The sequence below is a fragment of the Sphingomonas sp. SphC10 genome, from assembly GCF_057004845.1.
On the sequence record NZ_CM168044.1, the window covers coordinates 2,182,857 to 2,201,446 of the forward strand.

Annotated in this window: 20 protein-coding genes and 3 tRNA genes; 11 read left to right on the plus strand and 12 right to left on the minus strand. The window is 67.1% G+C overall.

What is annotated here, in order from left to right:
- Positions 1 to 69: 69 nt before the first annotated feature.
- The 3 genes from ACWKSV_RS09910 to dapB form a co-directional block, all read right to left on the minus strand.
- Positions 70 to 146, minus strand: a tRNA-Arg gene (locus tag ACWKSV_RS09910).
- A 46-nt stretch (positions 147 to 192) separates the two neighbouring features.
- Complete coding sequence (nth, locus tag ACWKSV_RS09915; protein ID WP_076717338.1) at positions 193 to 861, minus strand: endonuclease III; 669 nt, start codon at positions 859 to 861, stop codon at positions 193 to 195.
- A gap of 5 nt (positions 862 to 866) precedes the next feature.
- A complete protein-coding gene (gene dapB, locus ACWKSV_RS09920; protein WP_076717340.1) occupies positions 867 to 1,595 on the minus strand; it encodes a 4-hydroxy-tetrahydrodipicolinate reductase in 729 nt (242 codons plus the stop codon).
- A 273-nt stretch (positions 1,596 to 1,868) separates the two neighbouring features.
- Between dapB and ACWKSV_RS09925 the strand changes: the two genes are divergently transcribed.
- Together ACWKSV_RS09925 and ACWKSV_RS09930 are read left to right on the plus strand one after the other, a co-directional pair.
- Entirely contained in the window at positions 1,869 to 2,330 is a 462-nt protein-coding gene (locus ACWKSV_RS09925) for a GNAT family N-acetyltransferase (RefSeq protein ID WP_076717342.1), read from the plus strand.
- 91 nt (positions 2,331 to 2,421) lie between these two features.
- A complete protein-coding gene (locus ACWKSV_RS09930; protein WP_076717344.1) occupies positions 2,422 to 3,123 on the plus strand; it encodes an NAD-dependent deacylase in 702 nt (233 codons plus the stop codon).
- On the opposite strand, the gene ACWKSV_RS09935 is transcribed toward ACWKSV_RS09930, so the two are convergent.
- Entirely contained in the window at positions 3,113 to 3,904 is a 792-nt protein-coding gene (locus tag ACWKSV_RS09935; protein WP_076717346.1) for a 3'(2'),5'-bisphosphate nucleotidase CysQ, read from the minus strand. The genes ACWKSV_RS09930 and ACWKSV_RS09935 overlap by 11 nt on opposite strands.
- The gene (locus tag ACWKSV_RS09940; RefSeq protein WP_076717348.1) at positions 3,891 to 5,237 is read right to left on the minus strand and encodes a TldD/PmbA family protein; all 1,347 of its coding nucleotides are present in this window, start codon (positions 5,235 to 5,237) and stop codon (positions 3,891 to 3,893) included. Before ACWKSV_RS09940 ends, ACWKSV_RS09935 begins: the two co-directional genes overlap by 14 nt.
- 136 nt (positions 5,238 to 5,373) lie before the next feature.
- Between ACWKSV_RS09940 and ACWKSV_RS09945 the strand changes: the two genes are divergently transcribed.
- On the plus strand, positions 5,374 to 5,580 hold the full coding sequence (locus ACWKSV_RS09945) for a hypothetical protein (protein WP_076717350.1): 207 nt from the start codon (positions 5,374 to 5,376) through the stop codon (positions 5,578 to 5,580).
- Between the two features lie 16 nt (positions 5,581 to 5,596).
- Here ACWKSV_RS09945 and ACWKSV_RS09950 read toward each other — a convergent pair whose 3' ends face one another.
- From ACWKSV_RS09950 to ACWKSV_RS09960, 3 genes are all read right to left on the minus strand, one after another.
- The gene (locus tag ACWKSV_RS09950) at positions 5,597 to 5,905 is read right to left on the minus strand and encodes a polyhydroxyalkanoic acid system family protein (protein WP_042484120.1); all 309 of its coding nucleotides are present in this window, start codon (positions 5,903 to 5,905) and stop codon (positions 5,597 to 5,599) included.
- A gap of 117 nt (positions 5,906 to 6,022) precedes the next feature.
- A tRNA-Gly gene (locus ACWKSV_RS09955) sits at positions 6,023 to 6,096 on the minus strand.
- A 43-nt stretch (positions 6,097 to 6,139) separates the two neighbouring features.
- Positions 6,140 to 6,225, minus strand: a tRNA-Tyr gene (locus tag ACWKSV_RS09960).
- 168 nt (positions 6,226 to 6,393) lie between these two features.
- On the opposite strand from ACWKSV_RS09960, the gene ACWKSV_RS09965 reads away from it, so the two are divergent.
- Together ACWKSV_RS09965 and rlmB are read left to right on the plus strand one after the other, a co-directional pair.
- Positions 6,394 to 8,004: a M20/M25/M40 family metallo-hydrolase gene (locus ACWKSV_RS09965; RefSeq protein ID WP_076718381.1), complete on the plus strand. Its 1,611-nt coding sequence runs from the start codon at positions 6,394 to 6,396 to the stop codon at positions 8,002 to 8,004.
- Positions 8,004 to 8,747, plus strand: coding sequence for a 23S rRNA (guanosine(2251)-2'-O)-methyltransferase RlmB (gene rlmB, locus ACWKSV_RS09970; protein ID WP_056437068.1), 744 nt, complete (start codon positions 8,004 to 8,006; stop codon positions 8,745 to 8,747). The genes ACWKSV_RS09965 and rlmB overlap by 1 nt, the downstream gene beginning before the upstream one ends.
- A 449-nt stretch (positions 8,748 to 9,196) precedes the next feature.
- Here the strand turns inward: rlmB and ACWKSV_RS09975 are convergent, their stop codons facing one another.
- Complete coding sequence (locus ACWKSV_RS09975) at positions 9,197 to 9,514, minus strand: 2Fe-2S iron-sulfur cluster-binding protein (protein WP_042484328.1); 318 nt, start codon at positions 9,512 to 9,514, stop codon at positions 9,197 to 9,199.
- A gap of 69 nt (positions 9,515 to 9,583) precedes the next feature.
- Here ACWKSV_RS09975 and ACWKSV_RS09980 point away from each other — a divergent pair, with 69 nt between their 5' ends.
- The 5 genes from ACWKSV_RS09980 (at position 9,584) to uvrB (ending at position 14,818) form a co-directional block, all read left to right on the plus strand.
- Positions 9,584 to 10,213 (plus strand): DNA-3-methyladenine glycosylase family protein, encoded by a 630-nt coding sequence (locus ACWKSV_RS09980; protein ID WP_076717352.1) that lies wholly within the window; start codon positions 9,584 to 9,586, stop codon positions 10,211 to 10,213.
- Between the two features lie 185 nt (positions 10,214 to 10,398).
- Positions 10,399 to 10,851, plus strand: a complete 453-nt coding sequence (locus ACWKSV_RS09985; protein WP_056437063.1) for a DUF2721 domain-containing protein — start codon at positions 10,399 to 10,401, stop codon at positions 10,849 to 10,851.
- The gene (locus ACWKSV_RS09990) at positions 10,848 to 11,246 is read left to right on the plus strand and encodes a DUF4345 domain-containing protein (RefSeq protein ID WP_076717354.1); all 399 of its coding nucleotides are present in this window, start codon (positions 10,848 to 10,850) and stop codon (positions 11,244 to 11,246) included. The genes ACWKSV_RS09985 and ACWKSV_RS09990 overlap by 4 nt, the downstream gene beginning before the upstream one ends.
- Before the next feature lie 43 nt (positions 11,247 to 11,289).
- A complete protein-coding gene (locus ACWKSV_RS09995) occupies positions 11,290 to 12,456 on the plus strand; it encodes an MBL fold metallo-hydrolase (RefSeq protein WP_076717355.1) in 1,167 nt (388 codons plus the stop codon).
- Positions 12,457 to 12,625: 169 nt separating this feature from the next.
- Positions 12,626 to 14,818 carry an excinuclease ABC subunit UvrB gene (gene uvrB / locus ACWKSV_RS10000; RefSeq protein ID WP_056437052.1) on the plus strand — a complete coding sequence of 731 codons (2,193 nt, stop codon included), beginning with the start codon at positions 12,626 to 12,628 and terminating at the stop codon, positions 14,816 to 14,818.
- Positions 14,819 to 15,006: 188 nt separating this feature from the next.
- Here uvrB and ACWKSV_RS10005 read toward each other — a convergent pair whose 3' ends face one another.
- Positions 15,007 to 15,378: a PRC-barrel domain-containing protein gene (locus ACWKSV_RS10005; protein WP_056437049.1), complete on the minus strand. Its 372-nt coding sequence runs from the start codon at positions 15,376 to 15,378 to the stop codon at positions 15,007 to 15,009.
- Between the two features lie 137 nt (positions 15,379 to 15,515).
- Between ACWKSV_RS10005 and ACWKSV_RS10010 the strand changes: the two genes are divergently transcribed.
- On the plus strand, positions 15,516 to 16,043 hold the full coding sequence (locus ACWKSV_RS10010) for a hypothetical protein (RefSeq protein WP_076717357.1): 528 nt from the start codon (positions 15,516 to 15,518) through the stop codon (positions 16,041 to 16,043).
- Between the two features lie 547 nt (positions 16,044 to 16,590).
- On the opposite strand, the gene ACWKSV_RS10015 is transcribed toward ACWKSV_RS10010, so the two are convergent.
- Both ACWKSV_RS10015 and ACWKSV_RS10020 read right to left on the minus strand, forming a co-directional pair.
- Positions 16,591 to 17,853, minus strand: a complete 1,263-nt coding sequence (locus ACWKSV_RS10015; protein WP_076717359.1) for a Maf family protein — start codon at positions 17,851 to 17,853, stop codon at positions 16,591 to 16,593.
- A complete protein-coding gene (locus ACWKSV_RS10020) occupies positions 17,853 to 18,587 on the minus strand; it encodes a hypothetical protein (protein WP_237243433.1) in 735 nt (244 codons plus the stop codon). Before ACWKSV_RS10020 ends, ACWKSV_RS10015 begins: the two co-directional genes overlap by 1 nt.
- Positions 18,588 to 18,590 lie beyond the last annotated feature (3 nt).

Here is an 18,590-nt window from a genome sequence, read left to right on the forward strand (position 1 = left end):
CATACCGCTATCGTTCGACCTGCAACAGCCAAGCAGTCGAGAGATCGAAGCATCGAAAATATGAGAGGATGGCGCACCCGACAGGATTCGAACCTGTGGCCTCTGCCTTCGGAGGGCAGCGCTCTATCCAGCTGAGCTACGGGTGCGTGGGCTGGCCGACTAGCATCGCGGGGCACCCCGCGCCAGCCCTTTTTATGCGGCGGCCGCTTTTCCGATCTTGGCGGCTGGCGCCGGGGTCTTGGGGCGATAGGCGCAGAGGTCCTCGACCGGGCAGCGCCAGCATTCGGGCCGCCGGGCCTTGCAGATATAACGGCCGTGCAGGATCAGCCAGTGATGCGCGTGGAGCCGGAACGGCGCGGGCGTGGCCTTGTCCAGCTTCATTTCGACCGCCAGCACCGTCTTGCCCTTGGCCAGGCCAGTGCGGTTGCAGACACGGAAGATATGGGTGTCGACCGCGAAGGTCTCGTGCCCGAAGGCGGTGTTGAGCACGACATTGGCGGTCTTGCGCCCGACACCGGGCAGCCGCTCCAGCGCCGCGCGATCCTCGGGCACCTCTCCGCCATGATCGTCGACCAGCATCCGCGACAGGGCGATGACGTTCTTCGCCTTGGTGTTGAACAGGCCGATCGTCTTGATGTGCTGCTTCAGCCCTTCCTCGCCCAGGTCGAGCATCTTCTGCGGCGTGTCGACCTCGGCGAACAGGGCACGTGTCGCCTTGTTGACGCCGATATCGGTGGCCTGCGCCGACAGGGCCACCGCGACGACCAGCGTATAGGGGTTGCGATATTCCAGCTCGGTCTCGGGATGCGGGTTCGCCTCCGCCAGCCGGTGGTAGAATTGGACGACGTCCGCCTTCTTCATGGCGCTTACAGCCCCAGCACGTCGCCCATGCGATAACGCCCCGGCGCCTGCCCCGCGAGCCACAGCGCCGCGCGCACGGCCCCGCGCGCGAAAATGGTGCGGTCCTGGGCGAAATGGCCCAGCGTCACCCGCTCGCCCTCGCCTGCGAAGATCACCTCATGGTCGCCGATCACCGAGCCGCCGCGCAAAGCCGCCAGGCCGATCGTCCCCTCGGTCCGCGCGCCGACCAGTCCGGCGCGGCCGTCGACGCGCAACTCGGACAGCGGATGCCCCCGCCCCGCCGCCGCCGCCTCGCCCAGCAGCAGCGCGGTGCCCGACGGCGCGTCGACCTTGTGCCGATGGTGCATCTCGGTGATCTCGATATCCCAGTCGCTGCCCAGCCGCGCCGCCGCCTCGCGCACCAGATTGGCGAGCAGCGTGATACCCAGCGAGGTGTTGCCGGTCTGAAGCACCGCGATCTCGGTCGCCGCGGCGTCGATCGCGGCGTGCTGCGCAGGGGAAAGGCCCGTGGTGCCGATCACGATGGGGGTGCGCGCCGCACGGGCGGCCGCCAGATGCACGTCCAGCGCCCCCGCGATCGAGAAGTCGACCAGCACATCGGCGGACTTGGCCAGCGCGTCCGGGTCGTCACGCGAATCGCAGCCACCCGCCAGCGTTGCGCCCTCGCCCTCGATCAGGTCCGCGATCGCCCGGCCCATGCGCCCGGCGCTGCCATAGATACCGATGGTGGTCATGCGGGGGCCTTGGGCGAAAGGGGGATATGGGTCGTCATGCGGCTTCCTTTGCACAGGTTGTGGCCGAGGGAAACCGGCCATGATCCGGGCCTGTCAACGACCGACGAGGGGCTCTGGGCCATCGCTGTGCTACATGCCGAGTGCTCCGCCCCTGGCAATTCCACCGCGGCCTTTGCCGCACGTCGCTATCGCCCGGAGGCTGAAGTTGTCCGACGTTGCTCCCTGGATCGGAAGCGGACATGCTGCCACCATTCCAATGTCGGGAGATGACGGATGATCGAGGTGCGAGAGGGGGATTTGTCCAATGACCAAACGCGAGAATTGCTGGCGATCCATCTCGCCGGGATGCACGCGAACTCGCCACCGGGCCATGTCTTCGCGCTCGATCTTTCCGGTTTACAGACGCCGGATGTGACCGTGTGGACGGCTTGGTCCGGGGAGCGGGTGGCAGCGATCGGTGCCTTGAAGATGGTATCGAAAGATACGGCCGAGATTAAGTCGATGCGGACGCATCCGGATTTTCTGCGGATGGGTGCCGGGTCCGCAATTCTGGAGACGATCATTGCGGCGGCGGCGGCCAGGGGCGTGCGCCGGATCAGTTTGGAAACGGGAACCGGCTCATCCTTCGAACCGGCGTTAGCGCTCTACCGACAACGGGGATTCTCCAACGGGCCTGCGTTCGGAGGGTACGAACCCAGCGACTTCAACCAATTCCTGCATTTGTCTCTCGCCTGACACGGCACCGACGCGACGGGTTTGCGGACCAGAACGACCAGTCCACATTGCGCCGATTACAGACGAAGATCACACAACCCATCTTGGCTCCATGACCGACCTCCAGAACATCGTCATCCTCACCGGCGCAGGCCTGTCCGCCGAGTCCGGCATCGCCACCTTTCGCGGGCCCGGCGGGCTGTGGGAGGGGCACCGGGTCGAGGATGTCTGCACGCCCGAGGCGCTTGCCGCCGATCCCGAGCTTGTCCACCGCTTCTACGACCTGCGGCGGGCGGGGTTGGCCAGCGTCGAGCCCAATGCAGCACATGCGGCGCTGGCCCGGCTGGATCGGGAGTGGTCGGGCGCGTTGCTGATCGTCACGCAGAATGTCGACGATCTGCACGAGCGGGCGGGGGCGAAGCGGATGCTGCATATGCATGGTGCGCTGAAGCAGTCCCTCTGTGCGGCATGTGGCGAGCGGTTCGACTGGGCGGACGACCTGCCGCCCGGCACATCCTGTCCCGCCTGTGCCGCACCGCGCCTGCGGCCCGACATCGTGTTCTTCGGCGAGATACCCTACCATATGGACCGGATCGAGGCGGCTTTGGCGCAGGCCGATCTGTTCGTGTCGATCGGCACCTCGGGCGCGGTCTATCCGGCCGCCGGGTTCGTTCGGCTGGCGAGCGCCTATGGCGCGGCCACGCTGGAGCTCAATCTCGAACGGTCGGAGGGCAGCGGCTGGTTCGAGGAAAGTCGCCTGGGGCCCGCCAGTCAGCTGGTACCCGAATGGGTGGAGCAGATGCTCAGCCGGTGACCGGCACGATGACCTCGCGGGCGCGCGGAGCCAGCTGCTCGACCGCCGGGTCTAGAAGGCCGCGCGCCGTCACCAGTACGCCAAAGGCGCGCGGGTCGGGCTTGTTGAAGAGCAGGGGCTGGCCCAGCGCATCCGCCACCCCTGCCCCCGCCTCGGAGGCAATCAGCGCGGCGGCGGCGATGTCCCACTCATTGCCCCAGCGCAGCGTCGCGACCAGATCGGCCTCGTCGGCGGCGACCATGGCGATTCGCAACGCGATCGAATTGGGCTTGAACACCGCCACCAGATCGCGGTCGGCCTTGGGCAGCGCATCGACGGGCACGCGTGCGCCGGGCATCTGGTGGCAATAGCCCGCGCTCAACGCGCTGCCGTTGCGGGTCGCGCCGTGCCCCGCCTGGGCCAGCCACAGCTCGCCGCGCGCGGGCGCAGCCAGCACGCCGATCACCGGCACGCCGTCCTCGACCAGCGCGACCGAGACCGCCCAGCCCTCGCGCCCCCGGATATAGTCGCGCGTGCCGTCGATCGGGTCGACCACCCAGACCCGCCGCGCCGCCAGCCGGTCGGGCTTGTCCGCCGTCTCCTCCGACAGCCAGCCCGCATCGGGGATCAGCGCGTGGAGCCGGGCATAGAGCATCCGGTCGACGTCCAGATCGACCTCGCACACCGGGCTGCCCGGCGTCTTCTCCCATTGGCGGAAATCGGTGCGCCAACGGGCGAGCGCCATCGCCGCCGCCTCGCGCGCCGCCGCGACGACAGCGGGGACCAGCTCAGCTGCTGGCAACCGTCATTCCATCGATGCGCAGGGTGGGCACATTGACGCCGTAGCGGAACTCCAGATCGTTGGCCGGGGTCATGCCGAGGAACATATCCTTCAGATTGCCTGCCACCGTGAACTCCGCAACCGGCTCGGCGATCCGCCCGTTCACGATGCGAAAGCCCGCCGCGCCCCGGCTATAGTCGCCGGTGACGGGGTTCACGCCGCTGCCGATCAGTTCGGTGACATAGACGCCGTCGGCGATGTCGGCGATCAGCGTGCCCACCGGCACGCGGCCCGGCACCATGAACAGGTTGCTGGTCGACACGCCCGGCCCGCCGCCGGTGCCGCGCGCGGCATGGCCGGTCGGCTCCAGCCCGAGCTGCCGGGCCGAGGCAGAATCGAGCAGCCAGGTTTCCAGCACCCCGTCCTCGACGATGGCGGTCGGCGACACCGCCAGCCCTTCGCCATCGAAGGGACGCGAGCGCAGGCCGTGCGGGCGGTGGGGATCGTCCTCGATCCGGATACCCGCCGCCATCACCCGCTCGCCCAGTCCATCGAGCAGGAAGCTGGTGCGTCGCGTGATCGCCGCCCCCGCGATCGCCGAGACGAGATGCCCGACCAATGACGATCCGACGCGCGGGTCATAGACGACCGGCATCGCGCCGCTGGCCAGCTTGCCGGGATTGAGCCGCGCCACGGTCCGCTCGCCCGCGCGGATGCCGATCGCCTCGGGGCCTTCGAGCAGGCGGCGCAGGCGCGCGCCATGATGGGCATAGTCGCGCTGCATGTTCGCGCCCTCGCCCGCCACCACGCTGACCGACAGGCCGTAACCGGTGGCGGCATAGCCCGCCGCGAAGCCGTGGCTGGTCGCCAGCGCCGAGACGACCCGCGAGGCCGACGCCCCCGCCCCTTCCGAATTGGTCACGCCCGCCACCGCGCGCGCGGCCTCCTCGGCCTCCAGCGCGGCGGCGCGCAGGGCCTCGGGCGCGACCTCGCCGCCATCGTCCAGGTCGAGCATCGGCGGCGCGCCGTGCAACAGCCGCTCTTCGGGCGCGAGCCCGGCCCAGCGATCCTCGGGCGCCTCGCGCGCCATGGCGACGGCGCGCTCGACCGCGAGAGTCATCGCATCGCCCGACAGGTCCGAGGTCGAGACGCTGGCCGAGCGCCGCCCGACGAACACGCGCAGGCCCAGTTCCTCGCTCTCCGACCGACCGACATCCTCCAGCGCGCCGAGGCGCACCGAGACTTCCAATGCGGCATCGGCGGCAAAGACCGCGTCGGCGGCGTCGGCTCCGGCGGCGCGGGCACGGGCAACGATATCGGCGGCCCGGTCGCGGGCCTGTTCGGGGGTCAGCATGGGTCAGGACTTAAGGACGCTTGATCGGGGATGCCAGTGTTTGTCGCATCGCCGTGCGAGTTCCGGGTCCTTGCCTTCGCTTCGGCCCGCCGCGAGCCTTCGCTGAACCGTCCGGCGATCGGGACGTTGATACGCCATGTCCCCGCCGCCCCATCGACGCCCCGTTTGCCAGAAGGGAACGCTGCGCCTGTCCGCCGGACGCGCGGTCGACCTGCGGCTAAAGCTGAACCTCACCAGCGGCGGACTGCTGGCCATCGGCGGGCTCGTCTCGTCGATCCTGCTGTCGACGGCCGTGCTTGTCGGGGTCGCGACACGGCATCTGCCCCGCCGCGACCGCCCATAGGCGCAATCGAGCGGGCTTACGCCTTGCTGAGCATCTTTTCGGCGCTGGTCTTCACGAATTCGCCGATCGGCCCGGCCATCATCGACAGCATCATCGGGATCGCCACCGTGCCGCGAAGCGCGGTGTCGGCGATTTCCATATCGGCCTTCACCGTCTGGCCCATGGCGATGATGGTCAGGATCAGGCGATCCTCGGCGGGCCATTCCGACGACACCTGGCCGCCACCGGGAATTTTCGCTTCCAGCTTGGGGAGCCCCTGCTCGATCCGGCGCCTTGCTTCGGCATGACCCAGAGAATGGGGGATGTCGAAATTGACCGATGCCATCGAGCAAAACTCTCTTTCATTCGTGAAATGACAATCGAGTGGCGTGGTTTGCCATGGCGGTCAAGCACTATGCGGTGAAATAATATATCACACGCACTTACCGAATATGTCGGGGATTGGAGCGGGTAACGGGAATCGAACCCGTGTATTCAGCTTGGAAGGCTGCTGCACTACCATTGTGCTATACCCGCTCAAGTCCAGCGCCACTGATCGACCCTAGCCGATTGGCGGGGATGGTGGAAGGGACTGGATTCGAACCAGTGTACGCTCACGCGGGCAGATTTACAGTCTGCTGCCTTTAACCACTCGGCCACCCTTCCGGGGCGTCACTCCATCGGAGCGAGGCGCGCCCAATGCCGAAGCTCGGCCGACCTGTCAACGCCGATTTGTACGATTTTCGTCAGCCATGCCTGATCGGGTTGCTTGCATGTCGCGCAATCGGGACATAGCCTTTGACCCATTCAAGAGACACCGGGGAAAATATCATGATGCGCCCATCCTTGCTCGCCGCCGTCGCGGCGGCCGCGCTGTTGCCCGCCGCGATGGCGGGGGCGCAGGATCGTAATGCCGCCAACCGGCTGATCGATGAGGGCATGAACCACAGCCAGGTCATGCAGACCGCACAGCATCTGACCGACGTGATCGGCCCGCGCATGACCAACAGCCCGGCGATGCGCACCGCCGAGGGCTGGACCGCAGACCAGTTCGCCAAATGGGGATTGAAGAACGTTCATAAGGAGGGCTTCGCCTTCGGGCGCGGCTGGTCGATCGAGCGGGCCAGCGTACGTATGGTGTCGCCCCGCCCGCTGCAGCTGACCGCGATCCCCATTGCCTGGACGCCCGGCACCAACGGCGCGGTGACCGCCCCCGTCATCGTCGCGCCGATGAAGCGCGAGCGCGATTTCGACAAGTGGCGCGGCCAGCTGCGCGGCAAGATCGTCATGGTGACGATGCCCGGCACCGGCGACGAGCAGACCAGCGCCCCCTTCCGTCGCCTGACCGGCGAGGACATCGCCAAGCTCGACGTATACGTCCAGCCCGAGCACGACCCCGAAACCGCCGACCGCCGGTTGAAGCGGCTGGACTTCGCACAGAAGCTCGATGCGTTCCTGAAGGCCGAGGGCGCGGTCGCCTATGTCACGCAAAGCTACCGCGACGGCAAGCTGGTGCACGGCGAAGGCTATCTGTTCGGACGCGGCGAGACGCCCGCCGTTCCCGGCATCGAACTGGCTGCCGAGGATTATCGCCGCCTCGCGCGTCTGACCAAGATCGGCCCGGCCCCGACGATCGAGGTGCTGAGCGACGTCCGCTACGACGACAGCGACGTGAACGCCTACAACATCATCGCCGAAATCCCCGGCACCGACCCCAAGGCGGGCTATGTGATGGCGGGTGCGCATCTCGACAGCTGGGTCGCTGGCGACGGCGCTTCCGACAATGCGGCGGGCAGCGCGATGATCATGGAGGCCGCGCGTATCCTGGCCGCCACCGGCCAGCGCCCGAAGCGCACCATCCGCTTCGCGCTGTGGTCGGGCGAGGAGCAGGGCATCCTCGGCTCCATGGCCTATGTCGAACAGCATCTGGCGTCGCGCGGCCGGCCCGACGATGCGCCGCAATCGGGCCTGAAGCGCTATTATGGCTGGACCAATCGCTGGCCGATCACGCCCAAGCCGGGCTACGGCGACCTGGCGGCCTATTTCAACATCGACAATGGCTCGGGCAAGCTGCGCGGCCTTTATGCCGAGAACAACCCGGCGGCGGTGCCGCTGTTGAAGGAATGGCTGTCGCCCTATGCGTCGTTGGGCGCGGGCAATGTCGTGCAGCGGACGACCGGCGGTACCGACCATGTCTTCATGCAGGCGGTCGGGGTGCAGGGCTTCCAGTTCATCCAGGACCCGCTGGATTATGGCAGCCGCACGCATCACAGCTCGGCCGATACCTTCGACCATCTGAAGGCGGATGACATGCGCCAAGCCTCGGTCGTGCTTGCCGGGGTCTTGCTCGCGGCGGCGAATGCGGACAAGGCGTTGCCGCGCCCGCCGGTGCCGACGCAACCGGCGACGACCAGACCCTTTGATTTTACGGACAACGACGACTGATGGCACGCCGAGGACATCGCCCCAGCCAGGCTTCATCCAACCGCCCCCGCTTCTGGGGACGGCATGCGGTGACGGCGGCGCTCGCCAACCCCAACCGGACGGTGCGCAAGATCTGGGGCACGCGCGAGGCGCTGGCCGCGCTCGACCTGCCGCCGGTCCTGCCGGTCACCTTTGCCGATGTCGCCGATCTGGGCCGCCTGGTCCCCGCCGACGCGCCGCATCAGGGGCTGGTGGCCGAGGTCGATCCGCTGGAGGATATCTGGCTGGGCGACCTGCTGCACGAGGCGCAGGACAATCAGCGGCCGCTCGTCGTGCTGGACCAGGTGACCGACCCGCACAATGTCGGCGCGATCCTGCGCTCGGCCGCCGCTTTCGACGCGGTGGGCATCGTGACCCAGGACCGGCACGCGCCGCCCGAATCGGGCACGGTCGCCCGTTCGGCCAGCGGCGCGCTGGAGACGGTGCCGTGGGTCCGCGTGGTGAACCTGGCGCGCGCGCTGGAGGAGATCGCGGAAGCGGGCTTCTGGCGTATCGGCCTGACCGGCCATGCGAACCAGACGCTGGCGCAGGCAATGGGCACGCAGCGCATCTGCATCGTGCTGGGCGCCGAGGGCGAAGGCATGCGCCAGAATACCGAGGCGCATTGCGACGAACTCGCCAAGCTGCCGATCAGCCCGAAGGTGGAAAGCCTGAACGTCTCCAACGCGGCGGCGATCGCCCTGTATGCGGTGGCGGCACGGTGATTTGCGGGGCGGCGGGGTTGGGCCCTGCCGCCTTTTTTTGCGCGCAGAAAGTGTGAGCGGCGAGCGCCGGACGTGCGCTTCGACTTCGCTCAGCGTGAACGGCTTTCGGTTCGCGTGGCCACCATTCCCTTCCTCCGTTCAGCCTGAGCGAAGTCGAAGGCCACGGGATTAAGGTTCGCGCGGAGGCGCGGAGACGCGGAGATGGTGTATCTGGCCGCAAGGCCCCTCCATCCTCGCCAGCCGCCGCAAAAGTCTGCCGGTCGTGATAGCGGGCTCCGCTTGCCCCGCGCCGGACATCTCCGCGCCTCCGCGTCTCCGCGCGAACACAATCTCTGGGATAGCCGGAACGCCGCCCGACAAGACGCCACCTCTGCGCCCTCCGCGCCTCTGCGCGCAAAAAAAGAGGCGGGGCCGAAACCCCGCCTCCGACGTTCCGACGCGATGCGCCGTCAGTCTTCCGCCGCGATCCTAACCCGCATCCCGTCCTGCGCCGCGCCGAAGGGCAGCTGGCACGACAGGCGCGAGGTCGCGTCCCGGTCGCTGGTCGAATCGAGCAGATCATCTTCGTCCGGGCCGAGCGCGGGCAGCGTGTCGGCAAAGGCCGGGTCGACATGCACATGGCAGGTCGCGCAGCTGCAACAGCCGCCGCACAGCGCCAGCAATTCGTCGACACCCGCATCGCGGATGACTTCCATCACCGACAGACCGGCCTCGCCGTCGATTTCGCGTTCTTCCCCGTCGCGGGTCACGACGATAAGCTTGGGCATGTCCATTCTCCTTGTCGGCCCTGATGTTAAAAGCGCCTCTGCCGGGCCTGAACGCACGGATCAAGCATCATGGGCCTGAGCGCCGAACAGATTCGCGAAAGCATGGATGCGCTCGCCGCCGCCGAGCCCGCCATCGCCGCCGCGCTGACCCGGATCGGCTACCCCGCGCCGCGCATCCGGGCGCGCGGTTACGCCACATTGGTCCGCACCATATTGGGGCAGCAGGTGTCGGTCGCCTCGGCCGATGCGCATTGGCGGCGACTGAACGAGCTGCTCGGCGATGCGAGCGATCCGACGCGGCTTCACGGCGTCACCGACAAGGAACTGCGCGGCGCTGGCATATCGCGGCAAAAGGCAGGCTATCTCCGCAGCCTGGGCGAGGAGGTGACGAGCGGTCGGCTGAACCTGTCCGCCCTGCCCGAGGATGACGAGGAAGCGATCGCCAAGCTGGTCGCGGTCAAGGGCATCGGTCGCTGGTCGGCGGAGGTCTATCTGCTGTTCGCGGAGGGGCGCACCGATATCTGGCCCGCAGGCGACCTGGCCGTGCAGATCGAGATGGGCCGCATCCTGGGCCATGACGCACGACCGTCCGAAAAGCTGGTCCGCGAACTGGCGGAGGCCTTTCGCCCGCACCGCAGCGCGCTCGCGATCTTCACCTGGCACCATTACGGCGCCGGAGCCGACGCCGCGCCGGTGTGATCCTCCCCGGTACGGGGAGGTGGCAGGCCGCAGGCCTGACGGAAGGGGGGCTTCGGCAAGATATTCGCTCCGCCGCACACCCCCTCCACCACCCTGCGGGTGGTCCACCTCCCCGTGCCGGGAAGGATCATTGTACCCCACTTCCCACTTGCCCCGCCCGGCCCGACACGCCACCATTTCCGGCGATGCCCACCCTGCCCGCCGTCGCCACCATCGCCCAGACCATTCAGCTGTCGCTGGCCCCCGTCTTCCTGCTCGCCGCGATCGGGCAGTTGCTGAACGTGCTCGCCGGAAGGCTGGCACGAGTGATCGACCGGGCGCGCGGGCTGGAGATGATGATCCACAAGATCGACGACGGCCCCGAACTGGCGCGCCACAAATGGGAGCTGCGACTGCTCGACCGCCGCATGTCGATCATCAACGCCGCTCTGTTCCTGTCGGTGTCGAGCGCGGTGATGGCCTGCATCGTCATCGCTGTGCTGTTCATCGCCAATATCGGCAAATTCCATATCGGCACCTGGATCGCGCTGGCCTTCATCCTGTCGGTCTGCCTGCTGACCGCATGCCTGATCGCCTTCATGGTCGAGGTCCGCATCTCGCTGCGCGCCATTCATGTCCGCAAGGAAATCCTGGATTGAGCGTCACCCCGATCGAGCGGCGCGCCCTGCAGGCCGTGGTCGCCATCGCCTGTCTGGTGCCGCTGACCATCGGCGGGATCAGCATCGTGCGTGGCCCCGGTTGGCTGGGCCATGCGCCCACGATCCCGACCGATCTGGACAGCCAGTTCCGCTATGTCTCGGGCATCTTCTTCGCCCTTGGGCTGGCCTTTACGACCTGCGTGCCGGGCATCGAGCGCAAGGGCGCGCGGTTTCGCCTGCTCGGCCTGTTGGTGGTGGCGGGCGGACTGGCACGACTCCTGTCCTGGGCGACGGTCGGCGCCCCCTCCCCCGGGCATCGGCTGGGGCTGGCGATGGAACTGGGAGTCGTGCCGCTTCTTATGCTCTGGCAGGCCCGCATCGCGCGCGGTCGCTGACCGTCGGGAGCTTTGCGTTGCACTTTTCGAACCGGGCTTGCTCATGACCATCGTCCGTCCGATCGCCAAGGGGCTGGCGCTGATCCTGATCCTCATCGGCCTGGCCGCGACGATCGTGCCGCACTATCTCGACCGGCTCTATTATGAAGGGCCGGAGACCGGCCATTATGACGGCGAGCGTTTCTTCAATCCCGATGGCGATGCCGACACCATGCAGATGCCGACACGCGGCGGACGTGGCGGTTTCCTGTGGCGCCAGCTGACCGGCGATGACGGCCGCCCCGCCTGGCCCGAGACGGTGGCGGTCCAGCCCTCCCGCCCCGAGGCGCGTGTCGCGGGGCAGCGCATGGTCGCGACCTGGATCGGTCATGCGACCGTACTGGTCCAGACCCAGGGGCTGAACATCCTGACCGACCCCGTCTATGCCGAGCGCGCAGGCCCCTTCGGCTTCGGCCCGAGGCGGGTGGCGCGGCCGGGCGTGGCGCTGGACGGTTTGCCCCGGATCGACCTGATCCTGATCAGCCACAATCATTACGACCATCTGGACCAAGAAACGCTGCGCAAGCTCTGGCAGCGCGATCGGCCGCTGGTCGTCACCAGCCTGGGCAATGACAGCGTGATCGGCCAGGTCGGCGTGCCCGCCACCGCGCTCGACTGGGGCCGGGAAAGGATCATCCGACCGGGCGTCTCGGTCGCCGTCACGCGCAACCATCACTGGGGCAGCCGCTGGTTCGCCGACCGCAACCGGGCGCTATGGTCCAGCTTTGTGGTAAAGCTGCCCGGCGGCAATATCTTCTTTGCGGGCGATACCGGCATGGGCGACGGGCGCTGGCCCGAGGAGGCGGCGAAACTCGGCCCGGTGCGCCTCGCGCTGCTGCCGATCGGGGCGTTCCGCTTCGCGCCCGGGCAGATGGCGTCGGGCAGCCATGTCGGCCCACCGCAAGCGGTGCAGATCTTCGAGCGGCTGGGCGCGGCGACAGCGATCCCCATCCATTGGGGCACGTTCCGCCTGTCCTATGAGGGCTATGACACGCCGCCCAAGCTGCTGGATGCCGCCATGCGGTGTTCGGGCGCGCGGGGTCGGTTTGCCCCGGTTCGACTGGGGCAGCCGGTGGAGGTCGGTCCGTTCCGGGATGGCGGTGTGGCACGAACCAGCGATGTGATGATGCGGGCCTGTCTCGACACGCCAGAGGTTCGAGCTTTGCAATAAAGCGGGCCTCCTTGGCCTTCGACTGTGCTCAGGCTGAACGGAAGTCGGGAATGGGGCTGGATACGAAAACCCGTTCAGGCTGAGCGAAGTCGAAGCCCACGCCCCGCCCTCGCCGCCCAAACATCGCAACCACTGGAACAAAAGCGCAACTGGACCCATATTCCCTTTCATGGCGATCCAGATCCGCACCACCCTAGACGAGCCCGAAACCGGGGTCAGCTTCATCCCCCACCGCCCGTCGCGTCCCGAAAAGGCGGAAGGCGGCAAGCGCTTCGAACTCGTCACCGAATATACCGCCAGCGGCGATCAGCCCGCCGCAATCCAGGAACTGACGGCGGCGGCCCGCGCGGGCGACAAGGATCAGGTGCTGCTGGGCGTCACCGGATCGGGCAAGACCTTCACCATGGCCAAGGTTATCGAGGAATTGCAGCGGCCCGCGCTCATCCTCGCGCCCAACAAGATCCTGGCGGCGCAGCTGTACGGGGAGTTCAAGAACTTCTTCCCCAACAATGCGGTCGAATATTTCGTCAGCTATTACGACTATTACCAGCCAGAGGCCTATGTGCCCCGGTCCGACACGTACATCGAGAAGGAAAGCTCGATCAACGAGTCGATCGACCGGATGCGCCACTCCGCGACGCGCGCGCTGCTGGAGCGCGACGACGTCATCATCGTCGCCTCGGTATCGTGCCTTTATGGTATCGGCTCGGTCGAAACCTATTCGGCGATGATCTTCGACCTGAAAAAGGGCCAGAGCGTCGACCAGCGCGAGATCATCCGCAAGCTCGTCGCGCTCCAGTACAAGCGCAACGACGCTGCCTTCATGCGCGGCAATTTCCGAGTGCGCGGCGACAATCTGGAAATTTTCCCGTCGCACTATGAGGACTCCGCCTGGCGCGTGTCCTTCTTCGGCGACGAGATCGAGGAGATCGTCGAGTTCGATCCGCTGACCGGCAAGAAGGTCGCCAGCCTCAACTCGGTGCGCATCTACGCCAACAGCCACTATGTGACCCCTGGCCCGACGATGAAACAGGCGGTCGAGGCGATCAAGTTCGAGCTGACCGAGCGGCTGAAGGAGTTGGAGATCGAGGGCAAGCTGCTCGAGCGACAGCGGCTGGAGCAGCGCACCAATTTCGACCTAGAGATGATCGCGGCCACCGGCAGCTGCAACGGCATCGAGAATTACAGCCGCTTCCTGACGGGCCGTCTCCCCGGCGAGCCGCCGCCCACGCTTTTCGAGTATCTGCCCGAAAACGCCGTGCTGTTCGTCGACGAGAGCCATGTCACCATCGGCCAGATCAACGGCATGTCGCGCGGCGACCATCGTCGCAAGATCACGCTGGCCGAGTACGGCTTCCGCCTGCCCTCGGCGATCGACAACCGGCCGCTGCGCTTCAACGAATGGGACGCGATGCGCCCGCAGACGGTCAGCGTCTCGGCCACGCCCGGCAATTGGGAGATGGAGCAGACCGGCGGCGTCTTCGTCGAACAGGTCATCCGCCCCACAGGCCTGATCGACCCGCCGGTCGAAATCAAGCCGGTCGAGGAGCAGGTCCAAGACCTGATCATCGAGGCACGCAAGACGACCGAGCTTGGCTACCGCACCCTCGTCACCACGCTGACCAAGCGCATGGCGGAGGACCTGACCGAATATATGCACGAGGCGGGGATCAAGGTCCGTTACATGCACTCCGACGTCGAGACGCTGGAGCGTATCGAACTGATCCGCGACCTGCGGCTAGGCGTATATGACGTGCTGATCGGCATCAACCTGCTGCGCGAGGGATTGGACATTCCCGAATGCGGGCTGGTCGCGATCCTCGACGCCGACAAGGAAGGGTTTTTGCGCTCCGAAACCTCGCTGATCCAGACGATCGGGCGGGCGGCGCGCAATGTCGACGGCCGCGTGATCCTGTACGCCGACCGGATCACCGGATCGATGGAACGCGCCATGCTGGAAACCTCGCGGCGTCGCGAGAAGCAGATGGCGTACAACACCGAACACGGCATCACGCCCCAGACGATCCGCCGCCAGATCGGCGACATCATCGCGCATGTGGCGTCGGGCGATCAGGTCACCGTGCCCATCGACGAAGACCGTCCGCACATGGTCGGCCACAATCTGCGCGCCTATATCGAGGAACTCGAGAAGAAGATGCGCAAGGCTGCGGCCGACCTCGAATTCGAGGAAGCGGGCCGGTTGCGGGATGAGATTCGCCAATTGGAGAATGAGGAACTGGGCCTGCCGGTACACGAGCAGAAGGCGCCGATCATGGGGCGCTCCAACGAGGGCAAGCCGGGCACGCGCAAGACGCGGTTCGGTAAGAGCAAGAAATTCGCCAGCGGGCGGAAGGCGAATTGATTATCGGGGGGTTCGGGCTGCTTGGCGGTGGCCCTCCCCCATCCCCTCCCGCCTGCGGGAGGGGTGCGTGACTTGGCGAGCGTCAAAGCGCTACGTCTGAGGATTTCCTATCGCTTTAACGGGCACGCCCCTCCCGCAGGCGGGAGGGGATGGGGGAGGGCATCGCCCCAAAGACCACCCCCGAAACCTCAACCCAAATCCAAATTCTCCGTCCCCACCCCATAATAGCCCGCAACCCGATCGGCATAAGCCTGATCGAACACCGGCGCATTGTTCGACCAGCTCGGCCCGCCCTCCAGCAAACGGCGATCGACCGTAATGACATACTGATCGCCCACCGGATCGAACTGGAGCAGGCTGAACGGTACGGGATAGAAGCTCTTGCCCATGCCCAGGAACCCGCCCAGCGCCAGCACGGCATGGGTCGCGCGGCCCGAGCGCTTGTGGACCATGAAGGAATAGACGCTGCCGATCGCATCGCCATCGCGGCTTTCGAGCTTCAGCGTGCCCGAGACGGTGGACTGAACCAGGATCAGGGTCGGCGTGTCGTGTTCGGCCATATTAACCTCCGTTTAGCCGGATGAACCGCCGGAGCCGGACCCGGTTCCGATCTCGGTTCCGATGCCCGCCGCATCGGCACGTCCCGTCGCAGCACGGGGTTGAGCATCCGGGGCCCCTCCCGCATAGGCTGGATGCGATGCGTCGCCTGTCCCTTGCTTCCCTCGCCCCGATTATCGGGGCCGCCGCCCTGTCGGGCTGTATCCCCGCCGCCCCGCGCCCCGAGGCCGCGCCGCCGGTGCGTCAGGCCGCCCGCCCTGCCCCGCCCGCGCCGCGCCCGGTGCTGGGGAGTGACTGGCGCGACTGGCCGCTGACGCCCGGCGACTGGCGGTATCAGCGCGCCGCGCAGGGATCGGTCGCGATATTCGGCACGGCCGGCGTCACGCGCCTGACCCTGGCCTGCGATCCGCGCACCCGCCAGATCCGCCTCGGCCGCCCCGCCTCGGTCGCGGGTGCGGTCACGATCCGCACCTCCAGCACGACGCGCAGCCTGACCGCCCATGCGGTCGCGGGCGGCGCGGAGCTGTCGCTGCCGGTCGCCGATCCGCTGCTGGATGCGATGGCGTTCAGCCGGGGCCGGTTCACCATCGAGCAGAGCGGCCAGGTGCCGCTGGTCATCCCCGCCTATGCGGAGATCGGACGCGTGATCGAGGATTGCCGGGGCTGAGTCCCGCGATTTGGCGGGCGCAGGATGCTCGGCCAAACATCATCGCATTACAAGTCTTGTTTATTGGCGTTCGCCTACGCACATTGGCGTTGCGCACTTTGAAAGGGCGCATTGGCTTTAACTAGCGAAAGGAGGTGATCCGATGTCTCATGGTTCAGCAAGGGGGTCGGTTCAGTTCGTTCGGGGGGCCGGTCTCTGATATCGATAGGCGCGGTTCGGGGGGTATTTTCCCCCAATCAACGGTCGCGCCTGATGTCTTGAGGCCCGCATGGTCTCCCGGGCTGGAGCTCTCCGGCCGCTGACCATGTTTAGGGGTTGCCGGGGCCGTCGCGATGACGTCCCGGCAGCCCTTTTCATTTGGGGGATAAGGCTGTTCGGCGCGAGTGCCAGAGGTCATAAACCCGTTCCTCCCCTGCAAGGGGAGGTGGTAGGCCATAGGCCTGACGGAGGGGTGTCACCGCCGCTACGGGGCGCCCCCTCTCCATCGGTTACCCCCTCCACCATGCTGCGCATGGTCCCCCTCCCCTGCACGGGGAAGAAAGCCGGGTCAGGGTGTGGTGGATGCCGGGTCCTGCATCGCCAGCCGCAGGGGCTTGTCGCCGGGCACCAGCAGGACGGGAACGTCCTTGCCCGCCTGGACCAGCACCTGATCGACCGGGATCGCATCGTCGCTTTCACTCGCGATGAATGCCTGCACCAGCCGTTCGCCCTTTTGCGGCACGAAGCCCGCCGGGATCGCCATCGACTTGCGCCCCATCGCCGCCAGCCAGTCGGGGCGGCCCTTCACCATGCGCGTGGTCGGATGATAGACCTGCAGATCGATCGCACCGGCATATTGGCCGACCGTCATAGGACGGTCGCCGTCGAACAGTACGACCGAGCGGCCGGATGCCTTGGCCGCCAAAACCCGGCGCGACAGGCCATTATAGCCGCTGGCGCTCTGCCCCAGCGTGACCTGGTCGATGGTCAGCGGGTCGATGCCAGTCTTGGCCTTCAGCAGAGCCGCCATCCAGCTTTGCTTGGCGTTGCCGGAGCCGTCGATCGGCTCCTCGGCGACGTGGCTGTGGCCGACATAGACGAACATCTTGGCCTTGGGATCGGCGGCCAGCACCTTGGCCAGGCTGCTGGACTGCGCCTCCTCGCGCCGGGCGATGCTCTCGGCGCGGCTCAGGCCTTCGCCGCTTTGCATCTCTTCATAGGCCACGGGGCGATAGCCCATGGCTAGCGACTGCCGGACGAAGTCACCGAACACCGGGTCCTGGGTATAATGCCCCGAGCTGTGGACTGGAAAGCCATCCTTCGCCAACCGAGCCATCGGCGCCTGATCGTCCGTGTTCCAGAAGGTTTCCGCCGCGAGCAGCGAATAGCCCAGCGGACGCAAGGCCCGCGCAACTTTCAGCGCAAAGGCGCGATCGCGCGGCAGGCCATGATTTTCGTTGAGGATCACCACGCGAGTCTTGGCCGCCCGCGCGACGATCTCCGCGATCGCATCGCGCGGCGTGGCGGCGACCATACGCTCGGCGGCCGCCTTGGCCTCGGGTCCGTCCGACGGTTGGGGCTCGGGACCTGCGGGCTCGGCCGTCATGCGCGTCTGCGCCTCTCGCCACTGGCTATAGAAGATACCGGGCTTGGGCTTGCCTGCCGCGTCAAAGGCCAGCGACCGCAATATGTCCGCCGCGTCGAGATAGCGGCCGTCCTTCAGCTGCTTCAGCGATACGTTGATCGCGTCCCAGTCCGCCTTGCTCGGCCCGTCCTGTGCCATCGCGGCGGTGGAGAGCATCATCGTCACCACCACCGCCGCGCTCCGCATCAGTCCGCCCTTTCCTCGCGATATTTCATTTCCAGAAATCGCCCGCGGGTCGACAGGCTGTCAAGATCGGCCTGGGCCAGCCGCTGGGTCATGTCGCCGATTTCCTGCTCGATCAGCTTGAGGCCGTCGACCAACTGCGCATCCGGCGTCCGTCCGTTACGTTCGACCCGGCGCAGCGGCTCGGGCACGCGTTCGTAATCGCGCAGAAAGGCGGGGAGCTGCTCGCCGATCAGGCGGCGGACCTCCATCGCCTCGGGCGTCTCGTTGTCGACACCCGCCAACTGCGGCGAGAGCGTGTCGAGCCGCCGCCCGATCCGGTCGACCAACTGCACGGCGGGCGCGGGCAGCAGCGGGCGCTGCGCCTCCAGCCAGCGTTCGGTCTGGGCGGGCAGCGCCTTGATATCGACCTGCGCCAGCTTGGCGGGCGTCGGCGCGCGCGGGGCGGGCGCGAGCGCGATGGCCAGCGTCGCCGCCAGCATCAGCATCATCGCCGCCAGCGCGCCGAAAATGCCGATCCCGCCGGGCAGGATCAGGCCCGTCACCATTGCCGCGATCAGGATGACCGCGTTGGCGATGGCGATCAGGATCAGCCGCTGCAATGCCGAGCGCGTCTTGCGCCGGGCGCGCTTGATCGTCGCTTGCGCAGACCCACGATAATCCTGCGAGATGCGCGCCATCACTTCGCGCGCACGCTCGATCTGGGCATCGACCTCGTTCGAGCGGGGGGTGGTCACGGG

Coding starts and splice junctions, on each gene's coding strand:
- nth (WP_076717338.1), bottom strand. CDS start 861: ATGAAGAAGGCGGACGTCGTCCAATTCTACCACCGGCTGGCGGAGGCG.
- dapB (WP_076717340.1), bottom strand. CDS start 1,595: ATGACCACCATCGGTATCTATGGCAGCGCCGGGCGCATGGGCCGGGCG.
- ACWKSV_RS09925 (WP_076717342.1), top strand. CDS start 1,869: ATGATCGAGGTGCGAGAGGGGGATTTGTCCAATGACCAAACGCGAGAA.
- ACWKSV_RS09930 (WP_076717344.1), top strand. CDS start 2,422: ATGACCGACCTCCAGAACATCGTCATCCTCACCGGCGCAGGCCTGTCC.
- ACWKSV_RS09940 (WP_076717348.1), bottom strand. CDS start 5,237: ATGCTGACCCCCGAACAGGCCCGCGACCGGGCCGCCGATATCGTTGCC.
- ACWKSV_RS09945 (WP_076717350.1), top strand. CDS start 5,374: ATGTCCCCGCCGCCCCATCGACGCCCCGTTTGCCAGAAGGGAACGCTG.
- ACWKSV_RS09950 (WP_042484120.1), bottom strand. CDS start 5,905: ATGGCATCGGTCAATTTCGACATCCCCCATTCTCTGGGTCATGCCGAA.
- ACWKSV_RS09965 (WP_076718381.1), top strand. CDS start 6,394: ATGCGCCCATCCTTGCTCGCCGCCGTCGCGGCGGCCGCGCTGTTGCCC.
- rlmB (WP_056437068.1), top strand. CDS start 8,004: ATGGCACGCCGAGGACATCGCCCCAGCCAGGCTTCATCCAACCGCCCC.
- ACWKSV_RS09975 (WP_042484328.1), bottom strand. CDS start 9,514: ATGCCCAAGCTTATCGTCGTGACCCGCGACGGGGAAGAACGCGAAATC.
- ACWKSV_RS09980 (WP_076717352.1), top strand. CDS start 9,584: ATGGGCCTGAGCGCCGAACAGATTCGCGAAAGCATGGATGCGCTCGCC.
- ACWKSV_RS09985 (WP_056437063.1), top strand. CDS start 10,399: ATGCCCACCCTGCCCGCCGTCGCCACCATCGCCCAGACCATTCAGCTG.
- ACWKSV_RS09995 (WP_076717355.1), top strand. CDS start 11,290: ATGACCATCGTCCGTCCGATCGCCAAGGGGCTGGCGCTGATCCTGATC.
- uvrB (WP_056437052.1), top strand. CDS start 12,626: ATGGCGATCCAGATCCGCACCACCCTAGACGAGCCCGAAACCGGGGTC.
- ACWKSV_RS10005 (WP_056437049.1), bottom strand. CDS start 15,378: ATGGCCGAACACGACACGCCGACCCTGATCCTGGTTCAGTCCACCGTC.
- ACWKSV_RS10010 (WP_076717357.1), top strand. CDS start 15,516: ATGCGTCGCCTGTCCCTTGCTTCCCTCGCCCCGATTATCGGGGCCGCC.
- ACWKSV_RS10015 (WP_076717359.1), bottom strand. CDS start 17,853: ATGCGGAGCGCGGCGGTGGTGGTGACGATGATGCTCTCCACCGCCGCG.